Origin of the sequence: Nonomuraea purpurea (assembly GCF_042650645.1) — a bacterium.
Taxonomy (GTDB): Bacteria; Actinomycetota; Actinomycetes; order Streptosporangiales; family Streptosporangiaceae; genus Nonomuraea; species Nonomuraea purpurea.
Genome location: NZ_JBHSBI010000013.1, coordinates 274,255 through 295,029, shown reverse-complemented (window position 1 = coordinate 295,029; position 20,775 = coordinate 274,255). Strand labels below are relative to the sequence as shown.

Below are 20,775 nucleotides of genomic sequence, written 5' to 3'. Positions count from 1 at the left end.
CCCGAAAGTAGGAGAAAGCGATGGAAGCCAGGGCCCAGGCGCGGTTTGTCCGCGTCACGCCCATGAAGGCCCGCCGCGTGGTGGACCTTATTCGCGGGCTGCCCGCTTCGGAGGCGCAGGCCGTGCTGCAGTTCGCTCCCCAGTCGGCGAGCGAGCCGATCTACAAGGTGCTCAGCAGCGCCATGGCGAATGCCGAGCACAACTTCGATCTCGACCCCAGCTCGCTCGTCGTGAGCCGTGCGTGGGTCGACGAGGGCCCGACGCTGAAGCGGTTCCGTCCGCGTGCACAGGGTCGCGCCTATCGGATCAACAAGCGGACGAGCCACATCACCGTGATCGTGGAGTCCCGCGAGCCGAAGGGAAGGACCCGATAGTGGGCCAGAAGGTTAACCCGCACGGGTTCCGCCTCGGCATCACGACCGACTTCAAGAGCCGGTGGTACGCCGACAAGCTGTACAAGGCCTATGTCGCCGAGGACGTGGCGATCCGCCGCATGCTGCAGAAGGGCATGGAGCGGGCCGGCATCTCCAAGGTCGAGATCGAGCGCACCACGGACCGCGTGCAGGTGGACATCCACACCGCGCGTCCCGGCATCGTGATCGGCCGCCGTGGCGCCGAGGCCGACCGTATCCGCGGCGACCTGGAGAAGCTGACCAAGAAGCAGGTTCAGCTCAACATCCTCGAGGTCAAGAACCCGGAGATCGACGCGCAGCTCGTCGCGCAGGGCGTGGCCGAGCAGCTGTCCAGCCGTGTCTCCTTCCGCCGCGCCATGCGCAAGGCGATGCAGTCGGCCATGAAGTCCGGCGCCAAGGGCATCCGTGTCCAGTGCGCGGGTCGTCTGGGCGGCGCCGAGATGTCGAGGTCGGAGTTCTACCGCGAGGGCCGGGTGCCGCTGCACACGCTGCGCGCGGACATCGACTACGGCTTCTACGAGGCCCGCACGACCTTCGGCCGCATCGGCGTGAAGGTCTGGATCTACAAGGGCGAGGCCCCGACCAGCCGCGCCGAGCGCGAGGCGCGTGACGCCGGCGCCCGTGCCGGCCAGCGTCGTGACCGTGACGACCGTCGCGGTGGCGGCGGCGGCGACCGTCCGCGTCGTGGCGGCGGTGACCGTCCGCGTCGCGGTGGCGGTGGCCGCGGCGACCGTGGTGACCGCGCCCCCCGTACCGAGTCGGCCGCACAGGCCGCCCCCGAGACCGGCCCGGCTGCGCAGCCGGGTGCTGAAGGGAGCTGACCATGCTGATCCCGCGCAGGGTCAAGCACCGCAAGCAGCACCGGCCTGACCGCAGCGGAGCCGCCAAGGGCGGCACCAGGGTCGTGTTCGGCGAGTTCGGCATTCAGGCGATTGAGCACTCTTACGTGACCAACCGCCAGATCGAGTCCGCTCGTATCGCGATGACCCGGCACATCCGCCGTGGCGGCAAGGTGTGGATCAACATCTACCCGGACCGTCCGCTCACCAAGAAGCCCGCCGAGACCCGCATGGGTTCCGGTAAGGGCTCGCCGGAGTGGTGGATCGCCAACGTCAAGCCCGGACGCGTGATGTTCGAGCTGTCCGGCGTGGCGGAGCCGATCGCGCGCGAGGCGCTTCAGCGCGCGATCCACAAGCTGCCGATGAAGTGCAAGATCGTTAAGCGTGAAGTGGGTGAGGCGTGATGGCTAAGGGCCTGACCGCCGGCGAGCTGCGGCTCGAGGACGAGGACACTCTCGTCCAGAAGCTGAAGGAGGCGAAGGAGGAGCTGTTCAACCTCCGCTTCCAGTCGGCTACCGGTCAGTTGGAGAGCCACGGGCGGCTGCGCGCCGTCCGCCGCGAGATCGCCCGTATCTACACCGTGATGCGCGAGCGCGAGCTGGGCATCGTCACGGTCGAGAAGGAGACGAGCGATGGCTGAGACCGAGACCACCACTGAGGCGAACGAGACGACCGGGCGGAACTTCCGCAAGGTCCGCGAGGGCCTCGTCGTCAGCGACAAGATGGACAAGACCGTCGTCGTCGCCGTCGAGGACCGCGTCAAGCACCGTCTGTACGGCAAGGTCATCCGCCGTACGACCAAGTACAAGGCGCACGACGAGGCCAACGCCTGTGGCGTGGGCGACCGCGTGCTGCTCATGGAGACCCGCCCCCTCTCCGCCACCAAGCGGTGGAGGGTCGTGGAGATCCTCGAGAAGGCCAAGTAACCCTTCTCGGATATACCGCGCCTCGTGGGGGCTCTCAGAGCCCCCATGACGGCGTCCAAGGACGCGGGGCCCACGGGTCTCGCGTCGCCTGCGGTGCGGCCCTCTGAGGGGGTTGTGGCCGTGGGAACAAGACAATGACGGGTTCCGCCAGGCTCAGGAATGAGAACCGGCGCGACTAACAGGAGTGAACGTGATCCAGCAGGAGTCGCGGCTCAAGGTCGCCGACAACACGGGCGCGAAGGAGATCCTTTGCATCCGTGTTCTCGGTGGCTCGGGCCGACGCTACGCCGGTATCGGCGACGTCATCGTCGCCACTGTCAAGGACGCGCTGCCCGGCAGCACGGGCGTCAAGAAGGGCGACGTGGTCAAGGCCGTCGTCGTCCGCACGGTCAAGGAGCGCCGCCGGCCCGACGGCTCCTACATCCGCTTCGACGAGAACGCCGCCGTCATCATCAAGGACAGCGGCGACCCTCGTGGCACTCGTATCTTCGGCCCGGTCGGCCGCGAGCTGCGCGACAAGAAGTTCATGCGCATCATCTCGCTCGCCCCGGAGGTGCTGTAATGCCGAAGTCGTTGCATGTGAAGAAGGGTGACCTGGTCCAGGTCATCGCGGGCAAGGACAAGGGTGCCAAGGGTCGTGTGATCGCCGCTCTGCCGCGTGAGGACCGCGTGGTGGTCGAGGGCGTCAACATGATCAAGAAGCACTCGAAGGAGACCCACCAGGGCCCGCGCGGCGCCAAGACCGGCGGCGTGCAGTCCATGGAGGCCCCCATCCACGTCTCGAACGTGAAGAAGCTCAAGGACGACAAGCCTGCAGACAAGCCCGCCGACAAGAAGGCCGACAAGGCCGAGGAGACGGGTGAGGACAGCTGATGACTGCCACGACCACTGAGACCGAGCGCCCGACGCCGCGACTCAAGACGAAGTACCGCGAGGAGATCGCGGCCCAGCTTCGCGAGCAGTTCGGCATCGAGAACGTCATGCAGATCCCGGCCCTGACCAAGATCAAGGTCAACATGGGTGTCGGCGAGGCGGCTCGCGACTCCAAGCTCATCGAGGGCGCCGTCCGCGACCTCACCGCGATCACCGGCCAGAAGCCGGCCGTCGTCCGGGCGCGCAAGTCCATCGCCCAGTTCAAGCTGCGCGAGGGCATGCCGATCGGCGCGCACGTCACGCTGCGCGGCGACCGCATGTGGGAGTTCCTCGACCGGCTGCTGGCGCTGGCGCTGCCCCGCATCAGGGACTTCCGCGGCCTGTCGCCCAAGCAGTTCGACGGCAACGGCAACTACACCTTCGGTCTGACCGAGCAGGTCATGTTCCACGAGGTCGACCAGGACAAGGTCGACCGGCCGCGGGGCATGGACATCACGATCGTGACCACCGCGAAGAACGACGACCAGGGCCGGGCGCTGCTGAAGCTCCTCGGCTTCCCGTTCAAGGAGGCCTGATCCAACATGGCGAAGAAGTCGCTGATCGCCAAGGCGGGGCGCAAGCAGAAGTTCGAGGTCCGGGCCTACACGCGGTGCTCGCGCTGCGGCCGGCCGCGCGCCGTCTACCGCAAGTTCGGGCTCTGCCGCGTGTGCTTCCGCGAGATGGCGCACCGGGGCGAGCTGCCCGGCATCACCAAGTCGAGCTGGTAGAACGGGAAGATCCGCGCAGCTTCCTGCGACCGGCCGCACCGGCCCGTCGCAGGGCCGAGCGGGTTTTCCCTTCAGATAGCCTAAGGGGCGACCTCGCGTCGCCCCTGGGCGACCATTTTCAGTAGAGACCGGGCGCTCTGACGAGCGTCCATGACCACGCCGAAGGTCCACCGGTAGAGCACGGAGAGGTAGCCGAAGCGGACGTCGGGGGATGCGCGCATTCCCGGGCTCCGAGCCGAGGCGGACTCGACCACAAGCTGCTTCACCGACTGGAAACCGCGGCGAGGAAGGCCACTGGCCATGACGATGACCGACCCGATCGCAGACATGCTCACACGTCTGCGAAACGCGAACTCGGCGTACCACGACAGCGTGTCGATGCCGTACTCGAAGATCAAGGCGCACATCGCCGAGATCCTCCAGCAGGAGGGCTACATCCAGGCTTGGACCGTCGAGGACGCCAAGGTTGGAAAGAACCTCGTGGTGGAGCTCAAGTTCGGGCCTACCCGTGAGCGGTCGCTCGCGGGCCTGCGCCGGGTTTCCAAGCCCGGTCTGCGGGTTTATGCGAAGAAGGACAACCTGCCTCGAGTCCTGGGCGGACTGGGCGTCGCGATCATCTCGACGTCCCACGGCCTCATGACCGACAAGCAGGCCGGCAAGCGTGGCGTGGGCGGGGAAGTCCTCGCCTACGTCTGGTAGAGGGGAGGAACACAGCATGTCGCGAATCGGACGGCTGCCCATCCCTGTGCCCACTGGCGTAGACATCGCCATCACCGGCCAGGATGTCCAGGTCAAGGGCCCGAAGGGCACGCTCACTCACACGGTCGCCGACCCCATCGCGGTCGCGCGCGACGACGACGGCGCCATCGCCGTCACCCGGCCCAACGACGAGAACAAGGTCCGTGCGCTGCACGGCCTGTCCAGGACGCTGATCGCCAACATGGTGCAGGGCGTCACCCAGGGCTACACCAAGAGCCTGGAGATCGTCGGCGTCGGTTACCGCGTCCAGGCCAAGGGCCCGACGCAACTGGAGTTCTCTTTGGGCTTCAGCCACCCGGTCATCGTCAACGCCCCCGAGGGCGTGACCTTCCGCGTCGAGAAGCCGACCCTGTTCCACGTGGACGGCATCGACAAGCAGAAGGTCGGCGAGGTCGCGGCCAACATCCGCAAGTTGCGCAAGCCTGACCCGTACAAGGGCAAGGGCGTGCGCTACCAGGGCGAACAGATCCGCCGCAAGGTCGGAAAGGCTGGTAAGTAGGCATGGCTCCGAAGACTGCGTTCGGCAAGCACACGGCTGCCCGCACCGTCTCGCGGGCCCGCCGTCACCGCCGCGTCCGCAAGCACATCGTCGGTTCGGCCGAGCGTCCGCGCCTGGTCGTCAACCGTTCGACCCGTCACATGTTCGTCCAGATCGTGGACGACACCGTCGGTCACACGCTGGTGAGCGCCTCCACCATGGACGCCTCGCTGCGCGCGATGACGGCCGACAAGACGGAGAAGGCCAAGAAGGTCGGCGAGCTCCTCGCTCAGCGGGCCAAGGAAGCCGGGATCACCAAGGTCGTCTTCGACCGCGGTGGCAACCGGTATGCGGGCCGGATCGCGGCGCTGGCCGACAGCGCTCGCGAGGGCGGGCTCGAATTCTGATGAGGGCCCGAGGATCGCAAATGATGGCAACTGAGAAGAGGAACCACTGATGGCTGCAGCTCCGCGTCGCGGTGGCGGCACCGGTGGCGAGCGGCGGGACCGTCGTGACGATCGCCGCGGTGGCGCCGCCGACAAGGGCGTCTCGTACATCGAGCGCGTAGTGAAGATCAACCGAGTGGCCAAGGTCGTGAAGGGTGGTCGTCGCTTCAGCTTCACCGCCCTCGTCATCGTCGGTGACGGCAACGGCCTGGTCGGCGTCGGCTACGGCAAGGCCAAGGAAGTGCCCGCGGCCATCGCCAAGGGCGTCGAAGAGGCGAAGAAGCACTTCTTCAAGGTGCCTCGCATCCAGGGCACCATCCCGCACACCGTGCAGGGTGAGGAGGCGGCCGGTGTCGTCTTCCTGCGTCCGGCCTCGGCCGGTACCGGCGTCATCGCCGGTGGCCCGGTGCGCGCGGTGCTGGAGTGCGCCGGCATCCATGACGTGCTGTCCAAGTCGCTCGGCTCGGACAACCCGATCAACATCGTGCACGCCACCGTGGCGGCTCTGAAGGGCCTTTCGCGGCCCGAGGAGATCGCCGCCCGCCGTGGCCTGCCGATCGAGGACGTGGCCCCGCCGCGCATGCTGAAGGCTCAGCGTGAGGGTCTGGCGGAGGCGGCGGCCGCGAAGGCGGTGAGCTAGTCATGGCACGCCTGAAGATCACTCAGGTTCGCTCGAAGATCGGTGGCAAGCAGAACCAGCGCGACTCGCTGCGTTCGCTTGGCCTGAAGCGAATCGGCGACGTCGTCGTCAAGGAGGACCGGCCCGAGATTCGCGGCATGGTCTCCGTGGTGACGCACCTCGTCGAGGTGGAAGAGGTCGACTAGTCATGACTGACAAGGCTCCGCTCAAGATTCACGACCTGCGTCCCGCCCCTGGCGCCAACAAGGCCAAGACCCGCAAGGGCCGCGGCGAGGCGTCCAAGGGCAAGACGGCCGGTCGCGGCACCAAGGGCAGCCGCGCCCGTACGACGGTTCCCCTCGGCTTCGAGGGTGGCCAGGTGCCGCTGCAGAGGCGTCTGCCGAAGCTCAAGGGCTTCTCCAACGCCCTGTTCAAGACGACCTACCAGGTCGTCAACCTGGACAAGATCGGCGAGTTGTTCCCCGAGGGTGGCCAGGTCACCGTCGAGGCGCTGGTCGCCAAGGGTGCTGTTCGCAAGAACCAGCTCGTGAAGGTGCTCGGCACCGGCGAGATCTCGGTCGCGGTGGACGTTCAGGCGCACGCCTTCTCGTCCTCGGCGAAGGAGAAGATCGCCGCAGCCGGTGGCTCCGTTACCGAGCTGTAAGAGGTATTACGCGGCGTGGGGGCTTTGACAAATGCCCCCACGCCCGTAGTGCGTTAGAGTTCGCGAGACGGCAGGCTTCTGCCCGGCTCGTCAGACCTAAGACTTCAGATGGCAGAACCCCGCACCATCGCATACTCACACCGCCGTAAAGGCGCGCAGGAGGGACCGTGCTGACCGCGTTTACCCGGGCGTTCCGGACACCGGACCTGCGCAACAAGTTGCTCTTCACCCTGGGCATCATCGCGCTTTTCCGTCTCGGCTCGGTTCTTCCGACTCCGGGAGTTCACGTCCAGAACCTCGCTGCCTGCTTCGACCAGGCCCGTAACGGAGCCGCCGGCAACATCTACGGGATGGTGCAGCTATTCAGCGGTGGTGCGCTCCTGAAGCTGTCGGTGTTCGCGCTGGGCATTATGCCGTACATCACCGCGAGCATCATTCTCCAGCTACTCGTCGTGGTCATCCCGCGGCTTGAGGCGCTGAAGAAGGAAGGCCAGTCCGGCCAGGCCAAGATCACGCAGTATACGCGTTACCTGACCATCGGGCTCGCCGTTCTGCAGTCCACCGCCTTCATCGCGCTGGCCCGCACCGGCCAGCTCTTCCCGAACTGCCAGCAGGACGTTCTGCTCGACCCCGACAACATCTTCCAGATCGTCACCATGGTGATCATCATGACCGCCGGTACGTCGGTGATCATGTGGCTGGGCGAGCTCATCACCGACCGCGGCGTCGGCAACGGCATGTCCATCCTGATCTTCACCCAGGTCGTCGCGGTCTTCCCGTCCGAGCTGGCCAACATCTTCCAGGCCAACAAGTTCACCTTCTCGGTGGTCATGGTGGTCGGCATCTTCATGATCGCCGCAGTGGTCTTCGTGGAGCAGGCGCAGCGACGCATCCCGGTCCAGTACGCCAAGCGGATGGTCGGGCGCAGGATGTACGGCGGCACCTCCACCTACATCCCGCTGAAGGTCAACCAGGCCGGCATCATCCCGGTGATCTTCGCGTCCTCGCTGCTCTACCTGCCGCAGTTGATCACCTCGCTCTTCCAGACCACCGACAACGTGGTGATCCGGTGGATCTCGCAGAACCTGGCCACGGGCGACACGCCGATCTACATGGCCACGTTCTTCCTCCTGATCATCTTCTTCACGTACTTCTACGTGTCGATCACCTTCAACCCCACTGAAGTCGCCGACAACATGAAGAAGTACGGTGGTTTCATTCCGGGCATCCGTCCCGGCCGGCCGACGGCTGAATACCTGAACTTCGTGCTCACCCGTCTGACCGCGCCGGGGTCGCTCTATCTGGGTCTGATCTCCATGGTCCCGATCGTCGCGCTGGCGGTGTCCGGTGCGAGCCAGAACTTCCCGTTCGGAGGGACGAGTATTCTGATCATGGTAGGCGTCGGCCTGGACACGGTGAAGCAGATCGAGAGCCAGCTCCAGCAGCGTAACTACGAAGGTTTCCTGCGGTAGTGCGTCTCGTTCTGGTCGGGCCCCCCGGAGCGGGTAAGGGGACACAGGCCCAGTACATCGCATCGAACCTGTCGATCCCGAAGATCTCGACAGGTGACATATTCCGTGCCAACGTCTCCGGCGGCACGGACCTCGGCAAGCTGGCCAAGCAGTACATGGACCGTGGCGACCTGGTGCCCGACGAGGTCACCATCGCCATGGTCCGTGACCGCCTGTCCGAGGACGACGCGCAGGACGGCTTCCTGCTCGACGGCTTCCCCCGTAACGTCGCGCAGGCCGAGATCCTGCGCGACATGCTCAAGGACTGGGGCCAGGCTCTTGACCTGGTCCTTGAGCTCGTGGTGGACGACGACGAGGTGGTCAGGCGGCTGGCCGGCCGGCGCACCTGTAGCCAGTGCGGCCGCATCTGGCACGTCGAGTTCGACGACAAGAAGGATGACAAGTGCGACGCGTGCGGGGGCGCGCTCTTCCAGCGTGACGACGACAAGGAGGAGACCGTCAGGCACCGCCTGGAGGTCTACCAGGAGCAGACCGCGCCGCTGGTCTCCTACTACGCCGACGAGGGTGTCCTCGTCGGCGTGGACGCCACGGGCCCGGTCGAAGAGGTCACCCAGCGGGCCATGGAGGAGATCCGCCCGTTCATGGGGTAGCCGCGGCAGTACCGATTGCGGAGGTGGCACGGGTTTCCGTGCCACCTCGCGGCTATTGTGGGGGAATTGGGCCCCCAGCGCGGCCCGTTGAGACCGAGGGGGGCAGAAGATGTTCAAACGGAACAGACACGGCATTCAGATCAAGTCACCGGAGCAGCTCGAAAAGATGCGGGCGGCCGGTCTGGTGGTCGGGCGCACGCTCGACCTGCTCAAGCGCTCGGTAGAGCCCGGCATGACGCCGCTCGACCTCGACGTCATCGCCGAGAAGGCGATCAGGGACGAGGGCGCGATCCCGTCCTTCAAGGGCTACCAGGGCTTTCCTGCCACGATCTGCGCGTCGGTCAACGACGAAGTCGTGCACGGCATCCCCACCAGCGCCCGCAAACTGCGCGAAGGCGACGTCATCTCGATCGACTGCGGCGCGATCCTGGAGGGCTGGCACGGCGACTCGGCCGTCACGGTGCCGGTCGGCGAGGTGGACCCCAAACTGGCGGAGCTGATGCGGGTCACGGAGGAGGCCATGTGGCGCGGCATCACCGCCCTGACGCCCGGCCGCCACCTTTCCGACATCGGCTACGAGGTGGAGCGCTACGTCAAGTCCCAGGGCCGTTTCGGCATCCCACCCGAGTACGGCGGCCACGGCATCGGCACCGAGATGCACATGGACCCGTGGATCGCCAACCACGGCCGGCCCGGCAGGGGGCCGGTGCTGGAAGAGGGCATGTGCCTGGCCATCGAGCCCATGGTGAACCTGGGCACGGAGCGTACGCGCGTCCTGACCGACGAGTGGACCGTCGTGACGGTCGACGGCAAACAGTCGGCGCACTTCGAACACAGCGTCGCCGTGACACATAATGGTCCTTGGGTGCTGACCGCCCTGGACGGCGGCGAGGAGCGCCTGGCGCAGCCGAAGAACTAGGCGGGAGTGGGTGGGATGGCCAACAGCCCCGAGATGCGTGCTTCCGACTCCGATCGTGACCGGGTGGCGGCCGTCCTCCGCGAGCACACCGCGCAGGGCCGCATCACGATGGACGAGTTCAACGAGCGGCTCGAACAGCTCTACAAGAGCAAGACCTATGGCGAACTGGCCAGGTTAACGGCCGACCTGCCTGATGTGGACCTGCGTAACCTCCCCGCCAAGAAGCCCGACTCCGCTCCCCAGCACAGCGCGCAGGGCGCCGCCATGCAGGCGGCCTGGGGCGCCTGGGCCGTGGCCAGCGGCGTCAACTGGGTGATCTGGCTGATCGTGAGCGTCACGTCCGGCGACCTGGCCTACCCATGGCCGCTTTGGGTCATGGGCCCGTGGGGCGTGATCCTGCTGGTGAGCACCATCGTCGGCGGTCACCGGCCCAGGCGCAGGTAGCGCGGCGGTCCGTACGCAGACGGCCGAGGACGGCGCCACCGGCAACTGGAGCGGTCCGGTTCACCGCGTCTGTGCGGCCCGATGGCCCTGCGTCCGCGGGGGTCGGGCGGGGGTGAACGTAGGGTAGACTCCCTACATGGTTGTGTCAGGACACCTGGCACGCGCTTCGCGTTTTGGGCTCAGGTGTCGTACACTCCTTAGTCGGCTCACTATGACTATCACGCGTCGGCGATCTTGACTGATCGCCGCTCTCTTCGAATGCGTGAGGTCGCGGCTGCTTAGTGAACCGGAGCCTCAGACGATCGATCAGTGAAACGCGAGGAATTTTGGCCAAAAAAGACGGCGCCATCGAGATCGAGGGCACTGTGGTCGAGTCGCTCCCGAACGCCATGTTCCGGGTGCAGCTCGACAACGGCCATAAGGTCCTGGCCCACATCAGCGGTCGGATGCGGATGCACTACATCCGGATCCTTCCTGACGACCGGGTAGTCGTTGAACTGAGCCCCTACGACCTGAGTCGTGGGCGGATCGTCTACCGATACAAGTAAGACGTCTGAGGAATCACGAAGGACAATGAAGGTAAAGCCGAGCGTCAAGAAGATCTGCGACAAGTGCAAGGTGATCCGCCGGCACGGTCGCGTCATGGTGATCTGCGACAACCTGCGCCACAAGCAGCGCCAGGGTTAGTCGCCGCAAGGCTTCTCCGAGTCCGCCCCGCCAGGGAGCGGGCTCGACGCATGAGAAGCCTGAGCAAGTAATCGCGTCTCACACCTGGACAGGCGGGCCGTTTCAAGGGCCCGAACCAGCCAGGAGACCCCCGGTCGGAGGCCGGGGCCCTCACCCCGGGCATTGGGGAGGGGAAGTGCGGCGCCAGACCTCCGCCACAAAGAAGGAGAATGCCCGACCATGGCTCGCCTGGTTGGCGTCGATCTCCCCCGCGAAAAGCGGCTGGAGATCGCTCTTACCTACATCTACGGAATCGGCCGCACCCGTGCCCAGGAGATCCTCCAGGCCACCGGTGTCAGCGGCGACCTCCGCGTGCACCAGCTCAGCGACACCGAGCTCGTCCCGATGCGTGACTACATCGAGGCGAACTTCAAGATCGAGGGTGACCTGCGCCGCGAGGTCCAGGCCGACATCCGTCGCAAGATCGAGATCGGTTGTTACCAGGGCATCCGGCACCGCAAGGGCCTGCCGGTCCACGGTCAGCGCACGCAGACCAACGCGCGTACCCGCAAGGGCAAGAAGAAGACCGTCGCCGGCAAGAAGAAGCCCGGCAAGAAGTAGTCCCGCTCCAGGGCGGCCGACGCTCGGGCCCGTGTGCTGGCCTACCAGCCAGGGGCGAGCGAGCACGGCCGATCCGGACAGGAACGGTGCGCGTTCGAGCGTGGGCACGGCCGTTCCAAGCAGCCGCAGGACCGAAGACCTCAGGAGTAATGGCAAGCAATGCCTCCTAAGAGCCGTCAGGGCGCACCGAAGAAGGTGCGCCGCAAGGAGAAGAAGAACGTCGCTCACGGGCACGCCCACATCAAGAGCACGTTCAACAACACGATCGTTTCGATCACCGACCCGAACGGGAACGTGATCTCCTGGGCCAGCGCCGGCCACGTGGGTTTCAAGGGCTCCCGTAAGTCCACCCCGTTCGCCGCGCAGATGGCCGCAGAGAACGCCGCCCGCCGGGCCATGGAGCACGGCATGCGCAAGGTCGACGTCTTCGTCAAGGGGCCGGGTTCCGGCCGCGAGACCGCGATCCGCTCCCTCCAGGCCACCGGCCTCGAGGTGGGTTCGATCCAGGACGTCACCCCGGTTCCGCACAACGGTTGCCGGCCGCCGAAGCGCCGTCGCGTCTGACTTAGCCCAGGAGATACTGAGAAATGGCTCGTTACACGGGCGCGGACTGCAAGCTCTGCCGTCGCGAGAAGACCAAGCTCTTCCTCAAGGGCAGCAAGTGCGAGTCCGCCAAGTGCCCCATCGAGATCCGTCCTTACCCGCCGGGTGAGCACGGCCGCGGACGTCCCAAGGAGTCCGAGTACCAGCTTCAGCTTCGTGAGAAGCAGAAGACCCGCCGCATCTACGGCGTCCTCGAGCGGCAGTTCCACAACTACTACGAGGAAGCCACCCGCAAGAGCGGCAAGACGGGTGAGGCGCTGCTCCAGATCCTGGAGAGCCGTCTCGACAACGTCGTCTACCGCGCCGGCTTCGCCCAGTCGCGTGACGCGGCCCGCCAGCAGGTGCGCCACGGCCACATTCTGGTGAACGGCAAGAAGGTCGACATCCCGTCGTACCGCGTTCGCGAGCACGACATCATCGAGGTCCGCGAGAACAAGCGCAACATGCTGCCCTACGAGGTCGCTCGTGCGACCGCGGGCGAGCGCACCGTTCCCGCGTGGCTCGGCGTCGTGCCCGAGAAGCTCCGCGTCCTGGTCCACCAGCTGCCGGTCCGTCAGCAGATCGACACGCAGGTCCAGGAGCAGCTCATCGTCGAGTACTACTCGAAGTGAGCCTCGGCCGAGGTGCGGATTTCCGCACCTCGGCTACGCTTTTCATCGGAGTGGCGTCATATAGCGGGCGCCACACGAAAAAGGGGAGATCCCGAACATGCTGATCGCTCAGCGTCCGACTCTTCTCGAAGAGTCGATCGACGACACCCGGTCCCGATTCGTCATCGAGCCGCTGGAGCCGGGCTTCGGCTACACCATCGGCAACTCTCTGCGCCGCACGCTGCTGTCGTCCATTCCGGGCGCGGCCGTGACGAGCATCCGCATCGAGGGCGTGCTGCACGAGTTCTCGACCGTTCCCGGGGTCAAGGAAGACGTCACCGACATCATCCTCAACCTCAAGGAACTGGTCGTCTCCTCCGAGCACGACGAGCCGGTCGTGATGTACCTGCGCAAGCAGGGCCCGGGTGAGGTCACCGCCGCCGACATCGCGCCTCCGGCCGGTGTCGAGGTGCACAACCCCGAGCTTCGCATCGCCACGCTCAACGGCAAGGCGAAGCTGGAGATGGAGCTGACCGTCGAGCGCGGTCGCGGCTACGTCTCCGCCGCCCAGAACAAGCAGCCGGGCCAGGAGATCGGTCGCATTCCGATCGACTCGATCTACTCCCCGGTGCTCAAGGTCACCTACAAGGTCGAGGCGACCCGAGTCGAGCAGCGTACCGACTTCGACCGCCTCATCCTCGACGTCGAGACCAAGCCCGCGATGAAGCCCCGCGACGCGGTGGCCTCCGCCGGCAAGACCCTCGTCGAGCTCTTCGGCCTGGCCCGCGAGCTCAACGTCGAGGCCGAGGGCATCGACATCGGCCCGTCGCCGACCGACGCCGCCCTGGCCGCCGACCTGGCGCTGCCGATCGAGGAGCTGAACCTGACCGTTCGCTCCTACAACTGCCTCAAGCGCGAGGGCATCCACACCGTGGGTGAGCTCGTCGCCCGCAGTGAGCAGGACCTGCTCGACATAAGGAACTTCGGCGCCAAGTCGATCGAAGAGGTCAAGCAGAAGCTGCACGAGATGTCGCTGGCGCTCAAGGACTCCCCGCCCGGGTTCGACCCGAGCGCGGTGGCCGGCGGTGGCTACGACGACGACGACAGCGCCTACGTCGAGACCGAGCAGTACTGATCCCGCTTTCGAGGCCCCGCGTCGCGGCGCGGGGCCACAGTAACGGATCGCACATCGAACGACAGCGATCCGGCCCGACTCCGGTACCTGGTACGGCCGGGGCGGGTTAATCCAGGAGGAGAAAGACCATGCCCAAGCCCACCAAGGGTGCACGTCTTGGCGGCAGCCCGGCGCACGAGCGGCTGATCCTGGCGAACCTCGCCACGGACCTGTTCCGCCACGGCAAGATCCGTACGACGGTCACGAAGGCCAAGCGCCTGCGTCCGGTGGCGGAGCGCCTGATCACCAAGGCGAAGAAGGGCGACATCCACAACCGTCGCCAGGTTCTGACCGTCGTCAGGGACAAGGGCGTCGTTCACCACCTCTTCACCGAGATCGCGACGACGTTCGCCGAGCGTCCCGGTGGCTACACCCGCATCACCAAGATCGGTGCGCGCAAGGGCGACAACGCCCCGATGGCGGTCATCGAGCTGGTGACCGAGCCGCTGAACGCCGTCACGACCCGCGGCGCCGCGGCTCCGGCCGCCGCTGCCCCGCCCGCCGCCGAGGAGGCTCCCGCGGCCGCCGCCGAGGAGACTCCCGCCGCCGAGGCTGAGGCTCCTGAGGCTGAGGCGAAGAAGGACGAGGCTCCCGCGGCCGAGGCGAAGAAGGACGAAGCCTGATCCCTCAGGCTGGACGAACGGGCCCGGACCCCCATGGTGGGGTTCGGGCCCGTTCCCTTTTCAAGGAGGATCATCGTGGTACGGCTCCGCCTCGACCTCGCCTATGACGGGACCGACTTCTCCGGATGGGCCAGGCAGCCGGGGCGGCGCACGGTTCAGGGGGAGATCGAGCAGGCGCTCGCCAGGATCCTGCGCCTCGGCGAGCCCGCCATGCTGACCGTGGCCGGACGTACCGACGCAGGGGTGCACGCACGCGGACAGGTCGCCCATGTGGACGTGCTGGACGATTCGCTGGGCGAGCTCGACGGGAACCGGGGGCCCTTGAGCGGCGATGAGCGGCTTTCTGCGCTTGTCAGGCGGCTTGGCGGGGTCCTGCCGCCAGACGTACGAATTTTTCGGGTTACAGGGGCTCCTGAGGGCTTTGACGCCCGGTTCTCGGCGATGTTCCGGCGGTACGCCTACCGGGTGAGCGACACCGAGGGCGGTGTCGACCCGCTGCGGCGGCGGGAGATCGTCTGGCACAACCGGCCGCTCGACCTCGGGGCTCTCAACGCGGCGGCCGTCCGGATGCTCGGGGAGCACGACTTCGCGGCGTTCTGCAAGAAACGCGAAGGGGCGACCACGATCAGGGAACTGCAGCGGCTGGAGTGGGCGCGCGAGGCCGATGGGGTTCTGGTGGCCACCGTGGTGGCGGACGCGTTCTGCCACTCCATGGTGCGGGCCCTGGTCGGCTCACTGCTGGCCGCCGGCGACGGGCGGCGGGCCGTGGAATGGCCGGGGGAGGTGCTGGTGGGAGGCGTACGCGACTCGGGGGTGCACGTGGCGCCCGCGCACGGGCTCTGCCTGGAGGAGGTCGGCTACCCGCCGGACGCCGAACTCGCCGCCCGGGCCGAGTCCACCCGGAGAGTACGCACGACGAGCGGGCTCGAAGGGTAGCCGCAAGTGGGCTCGTCGTTCGTCCGGCGTGCGCTTGTGGGGTCCATCACAGCGGCCGAAGGGCGCGGACGCTGTGATGGGCGTGGGGCCTCAGTCCTTGGTGATGCGGCGTTCGAGTACGAGTGCGGTCTGGTCTCGGAACGCGCCGCTGACCTTGGGCAACGCCTTCTCCTCTGAGTCAGGCGTGTGACCGTCGGAGTGGGTGGCGTAGCTGAAGACGATGTAGCGGCCCCAGACCAGGCCGGCCGCGTAGCCGCCCGCGATGTCCACGCGCTCGCCGCCCGAGCCCGCCGCGCTGGGAAGGCCGCGGAACCAGACATTGCGCGAGAGGCTCTTGGCCTGGTCGGCGGTGGTCGCGGCGTCCTTGGTCGGCAGGACGGCGATGCCGGTGGTGACGGCGTAGCGGCGCTTGCTGTCGACGTAGGTGGCTCTGAGCACCCGCGTGCACTTCTGCGCTTTCAGCGCGTCCGCGAACGCCCCCATGGCGGCCTTGTCGCAGCTTGTCTCCATGTCGGCCTTGACCCGGGTGAACGTCGTGCCCGCCACGCTCACCTTCTTCTTCGGGAACGCCTCTGACAGCGACAACTTCTGCGGGTCGGTCTGCTCCGAGTTGAGCATGGACGAGCCGCTGACGTCGGGGGGCGGGGTGTCGGGCGGGTTCGTGGTGGGTTTCGCCGACGTGGTGGCGCGGGCGGCGGCCGTGGTGGGGGCGGGGTTGCTCACGGCCTGGAACGCGAAGAAACCGCCGGTGGCCACGCCTGCGAGGGCCAGCGCGCCCAGCGTCACCAGTAGCGCCCGCTTGCTCTTGCCCGGCGGGGCCGGGGGTGGCGGCGGGGTCTGGAACGGGGGCTGTTTGAACGCTCCAGGGGGGAAGGCCGAGCCGGGGCCCTGGGGGAGTTCCAGGGAGGTTGTCGGCTTGTGGCCCCAGGTTTCCCTGGAGAACGGGAGGTCGGGCAGCTTGTCACCTGTGGGTGGGATGGGGGGCCAGACGGCGATGTCGCCTGGCTCCGCTGGATGGGAGGACGGGTTGGAGGGGTGGGGGTCGAAGTAGTGGGGGCCCTCTTCTGCGGTTTGGGGTGGTGGGACGGGCGCCGCAAGGGGTTGCGGGCCGCTGTTCGGCCCTCCGCCTGGACGCTTGCCGCCTGGCTGGGACGCGCCTGGCTGATTCGTGGCTGCTTGAGGGGCGCCTGGGTGAGTCGCGTCGGGCTGGGGCCCGGTCGGGTGCGCGGTGCCCGTGCCGCCGGAGTGCGCCGTGCCGGACCCGGAGTTGCCGGGGTGTCCGATGCCGGGGCGAATGTCGCCTGGGTGGGTGGCGTCGGGGTGAGGGGCGCTCGGGTGTGCTGTGCCGGACTGGGGGTTACCGGGGTGCCCTAGGCCGGGGTGAATGTCGCCTGGGTGGGTGGCGTCGGGGTGAGGGGCCCCTGGGTGGAGGTCGCCGGGGCGGGGCGCGTCCGTCTGAGAGTCGCCCGGGTGGAGGCCGCCGGGGTGAGCGGCATCGGGTTGTTGAGGGGCGCCGGGGTGGAGGCCAGCCGGATGGGGTGCGTCGTGGGGAGGAGCGCCCGGGTGGGTGGCGTCCGGCGTGGGGGTGCCCGGGTGGGGGGTGCCTGGGCGGGGGAGGCTGGGGTTGGTGGCGTTCGGCTCGGGGGAGTTCTGGCGCAGGGCGTCCGCTTGGCGGGCGGCGTCCTGTTTGGCGGCTTCAGGGTCGAAGTAGTGAGCCGGGCTTGGGAGGCCCTCCGGCTTGGTGGCGTTCGCGTCGAAGAACGTGGTCGCGTCAGGCTCGTCGGGTTCGGCCACCAACTCGCCCGTGGCGGCCGGCCATGGCGGAAGGGCGGGTGAGTCGGTGGATCCCGGCCACACCTGCATGCCCGCTGCGGCGGCAGTGAACGCCGGTGGCGGCTCCCACGGCGGCGCGCCGGGGACCACCGGGTTCGTCGGCCATGGGGCGAACTGGTCCTTCTGGGTGTCCCAGGGGTGTTTGACTTGAGCGCCGCCGCGGCTGCCCTGGGACGGGTCCTGGCCGGGCTGGTGGCTCTTGGGCGGGCTCTGGTGGGACACCGGGCCGGTCTCAGACGTGCCCCCTGCCGCCCGATCACTGCCGTCTGGATCGGTGGGGTTCTGGCTGATCCGGAGGTTGCTTGGGTGGGTGCTGTTGTCGTCCTGGCCGCCGGCCCATGCGGGGGCGGTACCCGGCGAAGCAGTTCCGGCCTCTGGAAAGGCGGTCCGTGCCTGGGTGGCGTCCGGTGAAAAGCCTTGGGGCGGGCCGGCCGGAAGGTTCTGTGGCGGGTCGGCGTTCGGTGGAGCGGTTCGTCCCAGGGAGGACGGAGTGGTCCGTCCCGGAGAAGGTGGAGTGGTGTGTCCTGGGGCGGGTGGAGTGGTTCCGCCAAGGGAGGGGGGAATGGTCCCTTCCGGGGAGGTCGGGGTGGTTCGTCCCAAGGTGGGCGGGGTGGTTCGTCCCAGGGTGGGGCCTGGGGGGTGTGTCAGGACGGGGGGAGTGATGCCTCCGGGGGCGGTGTTCGCCGCGCCCGCCTGATCTGGGTCGGCGAACCAGTCGTAGGCGGCGTCGTCGTCCGACACCTCCCACGGCGTCGCCTCGCCCGCGGCCCCGGGCGATCCGGGGAATGCGGGGGCGACGGGTCGCGACTCGGCGTCGGCGACCTCCTCGGAAGGAGGGAATGCCGACGGGACGTCTCGCCCTTTGGTCCGGCCGAAGCTCGGCGGTGGCGTCGCTGGTGCGGTCGACGAGCCTTCGGCTTCCCCGCGATCGTGCTCAGACCCGGGTTCCTGGCCACGCATAGGGGGAGCCTAGCGAGAGCGGCGAGATCGTTATGTCGGTATGGGCGTTCCCAGAAGGATCCGGCATCCCGTTTGGAGGCTTATGGTCGGGGAAAACCGGGTTCGCTATCCGGGAGTGCCGGTCAGTGTGCGGTTGTCGAGGGCCTTGAACACCGTGGCCTTGGTGATGTCGTCAATGGCCTGGTAGATGCGCTTAGAGCCCTTCTTGTCGGGCTTGGCGCCGTCCTTGTTCTGGAACCAGACCATGATCGCGTAGTGGCCGTGGGTCCAGATCTTGGTGCCGCCGCTGCCCGAGCCGAGCTGCTTGGTGACACTGTCCTTACCTGCCAGCGGCTTCACGTAGTTCTTCGCGTTGCCGATCTTCGCGACCTTGCTCGCGCTCTTGCTGCTCGTGAGGTTAGCCACACCGACGGTGCCGATCACCTTGCCGGCCTTGTCGCGGAAGCTGGCGCGGATGAACTGGTTGCACTTGGCGGACTTCAGCGCCTTCTGGAGCGAGTCGCCCAGCGCGCCGTCGTTGCACTTCTTGTCCTTGCTGGTGATCGTCATCTCGTAGTCGCGACCCGAGATCTTGAACTTCTTCTTCGCGCCGAAGATCTCCTTGACCGTGATCGGGTCGGGGTCGGTGGAGCGTTCGGCGGCGAAGCCGTACTTGCCGGGTGGGGCGGACGGCAGCGGTGCCGAGGTTCTGCGGGAGGCCTCGGCCGCGGTGATGCTGGGGTTCTCGGTGTTCCACATCAACGCCAGGCCGGTGCCGAGCAGGCCGAGCGCGGCGACTCCGCCGAGCGCGACCCACAGCGGGGTGCGTGAGCGGCCCTCGTCGTCGTAGGGGCTCCATCCGACCCGGCTCTGCGGGTTGCGTTGCGCATCGTCGGGCTTGCCGGGCTTGTCGTCCTTGCCGGAGGTCTCGACGGTGTTCGCGGGCTCGGCGGCGCGGCCCTTTCGTCCGCGGCGGGACGTTTTGCCCCTCTTCGACGGCTGCTGGCCGCCGTCGGGAGCGCCTTCCGGCGGCCCCTCGCCCGGCCCCGGAGGACCGAACGGTCCGGGACCACGACCCGGTCCGGGACCACGACCCGGTCCGGGACCACCCGGTCCGGGACCACCCGGTCCGGGACCACCTGGCCCGGGACCACCTGGCCCGGGGCCACCGCCTGGTCCGGGACCACCTGGCCCGGGGCCACCGCCTGGTCCAGGACCGCCTGGTCCTGGACCACCGCCTGGCCCAGGACCGCCGCCCGGTCCGGGACCGCCCGGTCCTGGGGGGCCGAATGGGCCTGGCCCGGGGCCTGGTCCTGGGGGGCCGAATCCTCCGGGGCCGCCGCCGCCCTGCGGCCCCTGAGGGGTGAACAGGTCGGGCCCTTGAGGGCCGCCAGGCCCCTGGGGCGGGTTGTTGGGGGGTCCGAAATTGCCCATGCCGTAGGGGGCGTTGCCCGGCCCTTGCTGAGCGTTCCCCATCCCGAAGCCGGGCCCTTGGGGCGCCCTTCCCATGCCGTATGGCGCGCCGCCCGCGCCGTCTTCACGTTCCTCATGGCCGTTGGAAACCATGCGGCGACATTACCGTGATGAGCGTCATTGGGTTCCGAAGTCCTGAGTCCACCATGGTCCGCCGGGTCCGTCGGCGACGCCGACGCCGATGGCCTTCAGTTGGCAGTTCAGGATGTTCTTGCGGTGGTTGGGACGGTCCAGCCAGCCGCGTACGGCCTCCTCCGGCGTGCTGTAGCCGGCGCCGATGTTCTCGGCGGCGCCGAAGCGGTATCCGGCCCGCTCCATCCGCTTCCACGGGGACGTGCCGTCGGGGGAGTTGTGCATGAGCTGCCCGGCGCGGGCCATCTCCAGCGAGTGCGTTCGCGCGGAGCTGGAGAGCCGGCCGTCCACCCGGAGCGGCCCGCAGCCCCGCCTGGACCTGGCCGAGTTGGTGAGAGTGACGACCTCGGACGCCATGCCGGCGATCACCCGTACGCCTTCCTGTTCGGCGAGCATCATCGGGTCGTCCTGGGAGTTGAACCCGGGGATCAGCTCCTTGGACGTCCTGGTGGGCCGGGGAGTGGCGCGGTGGCGCGGCGTGGTCCTGGTGGTGATCTCCCTGGGGATCCGCTCGGCCTGCGGCGCCGCCTTCTTGTCGAGGGTCGGCGTGGGGTTGGCGGTGGCGGTGGCGGTGGCGGTGGTGGGCGGGCCGGTCTCGCTGAGGAAGACGCGGGGGGTCGGAGGGGTGTCGTTGGTCAGCCGGCCGATCAGCACGCCGGTGAAGAGCACCGCCAGGAGGCAGCCCACCAAACCCAGATGATTCCGGCGCCGAGCGCCCTGCTGGGTGAGCCGGGTGAGAGAGTTCTGCCACATACCGCCGCCAACGATATTGATGTCTGGTCCTGGGGAAGAAGAGGTCCCAGGGAAACGAAACCGAACCGTTCTGCGGTCGGGTAGACTCACTGCGGGTTACCGGTCTTTTGACCTGCACGCCTTCGGCGGGTAACGTAGTCGTCTGTTGTGTGCACAGGTCCAG

General features: G+C 67.7%; 31 protein-coding genes. 27 read left to right on the top strand and 4 right to left on the bottom strand.

Translation table 11 applies throughout. The features are described 5' to 3' along the window. Positions 1–20 precede the first annotated feature (20 nt). The 9 genes from rplV (at position 21) to ACFOY2_RS26445 (ending at position 3,818) form a co-directional block, all read left to right on the top strand. The gene (gene rplV / locus ACFOY2_RS26485) at positions 21–374 is read left to right on the top strand and encodes a 50S ribosomal protein L22 (protein WP_357830272.1); all 354 of its coding nucleotides are present in this window, start codon (positions 21–23) and stop codon (positions 372–374) included. Further along, positions 374–1,234, top strand: a complete 861-nt coding sequence (gene rpsC / locus ACFOY2_RS26480) for a 30S ribosomal protein S3 (RefSeq protein ID WP_357830269.1) — start codon at positions 374–376, stop codon at positions 1,232–1,234. Before rplV ends, rpsC begins: the two co-directional genes overlap by 1 nt. A 2-nt stretch (positions 1,235–1,236) precedes the next feature. Continuing rightward, positions 1,237–1,656 carry a 50S ribosomal protein L16 gene (rplP, locus tag ACFOY2_RS26475; RefSeq protein WP_055506387.1) on the top strand — a complete coding sequence of 140 codons (420 nt, stop codon included), beginning with the start codon at positions 1,237–1,239 and terminating at the stop codon, positions 1,654–1,656. Further along, positions 1,656–1,892, top strand: coding sequence for a 50S ribosomal protein L29 (rpmC, locus tag ACFOY2_RS26470; RefSeq protein WP_132617250.1), 237 nt, complete (start codon positions 1,656–1,658; stop codon positions 1,890–1,892). Before rplP ends, rpmC begins: the two co-directional genes overlap by 1 nt. Beyond that, positions 1,885–2,178, top strand: a complete 294-nt coding sequence (rpsQ, locus tag ACFOY2_RS26465) for a 30S ribosomal protein S17 (RefSeq protein ID WP_379530770.1) — start codon at positions 1,885–1,887, stop codon at positions 2,176–2,178. Before rpmC ends, rpsQ begins: the two co-directional genes overlap by 8 nt. Before the next feature lie 190 nt (positions 2,179–2,368). Then, the gene (gene rplN / locus ACFOY2_RS26460; RefSeq protein WP_043623452.1) at positions 2,369–2,740 is read left to right on the top strand and encodes a 50S ribosomal protein L14; all 372 of its coding nucleotides are present in this window, start codon (positions 2,369–2,371) and stop codon (positions 2,738–2,740) included. 11 nt (positions 2,741–2,751) lie between these two features. Further along, positions 2,752–3,051 (top strand): 50S ribosomal protein L24, encoded by a 300-nt coding sequence (gene rplX / locus ACFOY2_RS26455; RefSeq protein WP_379530791.1) that lies wholly within the window; start codon positions 2,752–2,754, stop codon positions 3,049–3,051. Next, positions 3,051–3,626 (top strand): 50S ribosomal protein L5, encoded by a 576-nt coding sequence (rplE, locus tag ACFOY2_RS26450; protein ID WP_043623458.1) that lies wholly within the window; start codon positions 3,051–3,053, stop codon positions 3,624–3,626. Before rplX ends, rplE begins: the two co-directional genes overlap by 1 nt. Before the next feature lie 6 nt (positions 3,627–3,632). Then, positions 3,633–3,818 carry a type Z 30S ribosomal protein S14 gene (locus ACFOY2_RS26445; RefSeq protein ID WP_020542298.1) on the top strand — a complete coding sequence of 62 codons (186 nt, stop codon included), beginning with the start codon at positions 3,633–3,635 and terminating at the stop codon, positions 3,816–3,818. A gap of 80 nt (positions 3,819–3,898) precedes the next feature. Here the strand turns inward: ACFOY2_RS26445 and ACFOY2_RS26440 are convergent, their stop codons facing one another. After that, positions 3,899–4,039 carry a hypothetical protein gene (locus ACFOY2_RS26440; RefSeq protein ID WP_379530769.1) on the bottom strand — a complete coding sequence of 47 codons (141 nt, stop codon included), beginning with the start codon at positions 4,037–4,039 and terminating at the stop codon, positions 3,899–3,901. Positions 4,040–4,118: 79 nt separating this feature from the next. Between ACFOY2_RS26440 and rpsH the strand changes: the two genes are divergently transcribed. The 18 genes from rpsH to truA all read left to right on the top strand — a co-directional run bounded on the left by rpsH (position 4,119) and on the right by truA (position 15,482). Then, positions 4,119–4,517 (top strand): 30S ribosomal protein S8, encoded by a 399-nt coding sequence (gene rpsH, locus ACFOY2_RS26435; RefSeq protein ID WP_020542297.1) that lies wholly within the window; start codon positions 4,119–4,121, stop codon positions 4,515–4,517. Between the two features lie 16 nt (positions 4,518–4,533). Continuing rightward, positions 4,534–5,076 (top strand): 50S ribosomal protein L6, encoded by a 543-nt coding sequence (gene rplF / locus ACFOY2_RS26430; protein ID WP_379530768.1) that lies wholly within the window; start codon positions 4,534–4,536, stop codon positions 5,074–5,076. Between the two features lie 2 nt (positions 5,077–5,078). Beyond that, complete coding sequence (gene rplR / locus ACFOY2_RS26425) at positions 5,079–5,462, top strand: 50S ribosomal protein L18 (RefSeq protein WP_379530767.1); 384 nt, start codon at positions 5,079–5,081, stop codon at positions 5,460–5,462. A gap of 49 nt (positions 5,463–5,511) precedes the next feature. Beyond that, the gene (gene rpsE, locus ACFOY2_RS26420; RefSeq protein WP_357830253.1) at positions 5,512–6,141 is read left to right on the top strand and encodes a 30S ribosomal protein S5; all 630 of its coding nucleotides are present in this window, start codon (positions 5,512–5,514) and stop codon (positions 6,139–6,141) included. Between the two features lie 2 nt (positions 6,142–6,143). Then, entirely contained in the window at positions 6,144–6,326 is a 183-nt protein-coding gene (gene rpmD, locus ACFOY2_RS26415; protein WP_080043226.1) for a 50S ribosomal protein L30, read from the top strand. A 2-nt stretch (positions 6,327–6,328) separates the two neighbouring features. Further along, on the top strand, positions 6,329–6,784 hold the full coding sequence (gene rplO, locus ACFOY2_RS26410) for a 50S ribosomal protein L15 (protein ID WP_357830250.1): 456 nt from the start codon (positions 6,329–6,331) through the stop codon (positions 6,782–6,784). A 167-nt stretch (positions 6,785–6,951) separates the two neighbouring features. Beyond that, positions 6,952–8,256, top strand: coding sequence for a preprotein translocase subunit SecY (gene secY / locus ACFOY2_RS26405; protein ID WP_379530766.1), 1,305 nt, complete (start codon positions 6,952–6,954; stop codon positions 8,254–8,256). Next, positions 8,256–8,906 (top strand): adenylate kinase, encoded by a 651-nt coding sequence (locus ACFOY2_RS26400; protein WP_379530765.1) that lies wholly within the window; start codon positions 8,256–8,258, stop codon positions 8,904–8,906. The genes secY and ACFOY2_RS26400 overlap by 1 nt, the downstream gene beginning before the upstream one ends. Before the next feature lie 109 nt (positions 8,907–9,015). Beyond that, positions 9,016–9,825: a type I methionyl aminopeptidase gene (map, locus tag ACFOY2_RS26395; protein ID WP_379530764.1), complete on the top strand. Its 810-nt coding sequence runs from the start codon at positions 9,016–9,018 to the stop codon at positions 9,823–9,825. Between the two features lie 15 nt (positions 9,826–9,840). Then, on the top strand, positions 9,841–10,269 hold the full coding sequence (locus ACFOY2_RS26390; protein WP_379530763.1) for a DUF1707 SHOCT-like domain-containing protein: 429 nt from the start codon (positions 9,841–9,843) through the stop codon (positions 10,267–10,269). 326 nt (positions 10,270–10,595) lie between these two features. Beyond that, a complete protein-coding gene (gene infA, locus ACFOY2_RS26385; protein ID WP_012887858.1) occupies positions 10,596–10,817 on the top strand; it encodes a translation initiation factor IF-1 in 222 nt (73 codons plus the stop codon). Between the two features lie 25 nt (positions 10,818–10,842). Further along, on the top strand, positions 10,843–10,956 hold the full coding sequence (gene rpmJ, locus ACFOY2_RS26380) for a 50S ribosomal protein L36 (RefSeq protein WP_003956441.1): 114 nt from the start codon (positions 10,843–10,845) through the stop codon (positions 10,954–10,956). Positions 10,957–11,175: 219 nt separating this feature from the next. Next, positions 11,176–11,556 carry a 30S ribosomal protein S13 gene (rpsM, locus tag ACFOY2_RS26375; RefSeq protein ID WP_125644650.1) on the top strand — a complete coding sequence of 127 codons (381 nt, stop codon included), beginning with the start codon at positions 11,176–11,178 and terminating at the stop codon, positions 11,554–11,556. 159 nt (positions 11,557–11,715) lie between these two features. Beyond that, positions 11,716–12,120: a 30S ribosomal protein S11 gene (rpsK, locus tag ACFOY2_RS26370; protein ID WP_020542285.1), complete on the top strand. Its 405-nt coding sequence runs from the start codon at positions 11,716–11,718 to the stop codon at positions 12,118–12,120. 23 nt (positions 12,121–12,143) lie between these two features. Further along, a complete protein-coding gene (gene rpsD, locus ACFOY2_RS26365; protein ID WP_357830232.1) occupies positions 12,144–12,770 on the top strand; it encodes a 30S ribosomal protein S4 in 627 nt (208 codons plus the stop codon). A 97-nt stretch (positions 12,771–12,867) separates the two neighbouring features. Further along, the gene (locus tag ACFOY2_RS26360) at positions 12,868–13,884 is read left to right on the top strand and encodes a DNA-directed RNA polymerase subunit alpha (protein WP_103960866.1); all 1,017 of its coding nucleotides are present in this window, start codon (positions 12,868–12,870) and stop codon (positions 13,882–13,884) included. A 128-nt stretch (positions 13,885–14,012) separates the two neighbouring features. Continuing rightward, positions 14,013–14,546, top strand: a complete 534-nt coding sequence (gene rplQ / locus ACFOY2_RS26355; RefSeq protein ID WP_379530762.1) for a 50S ribosomal protein L17 — start codon at positions 14,013–14,015, stop codon at positions 14,544–14,546. A gap of 75 nt (positions 14,547–14,621) precedes the next feature. Continuing rightward, the gene (gene truA, locus ACFOY2_RS26350; protein WP_379530761.1) at positions 14,622–15,482 is read left to right on the top strand and encodes a tRNA pseudouridine(38-40) synthase TruA; all 861 of its coding nucleotides are present in this window, start codon (positions 14,622–14,624) and stop codon (positions 15,480–15,482) included. A 90-nt stretch (positions 15,483–15,572) separates the two neighbouring features. On the opposite strand, the gene ACFOY2_RS26345 is transcribed toward truA, so the two are convergent. From ACFOY2_RS26345 to ACFOY2_RS26335, 3 genes are all read right to left on the bottom strand, one after another. Next, positions 15,573–17,537, bottom strand: a complete 1,965-nt coding sequence (locus ACFOY2_RS26345) for a hypothetical protein (protein WP_379530760.1) — start codon at positions 17,535–17,537, stop codon at positions 15,573–15,575. Between the two features lie 843 nt (positions 17,538–18,380). After that, entirely contained in the window at positions 18,381–19,013 is a 633-nt protein-coding gene (locus ACFOY2_RS26340) for a hypothetical protein (protein ID WP_379530759.1), read from the bottom strand. A gap of 831 nt (positions 19,014–19,844) precedes the next feature. Next, positions 19,845–20,546, bottom strand: a complete 702-nt coding sequence (locus ACFOY2_RS26335; protein WP_379530790.1) for a CAP domain-containing protein — start codon at positions 20,544–20,546, stop codon at positions 19,845–19,847. Positions 20,547–20,775: the final 229 nt, after the last annotated feature.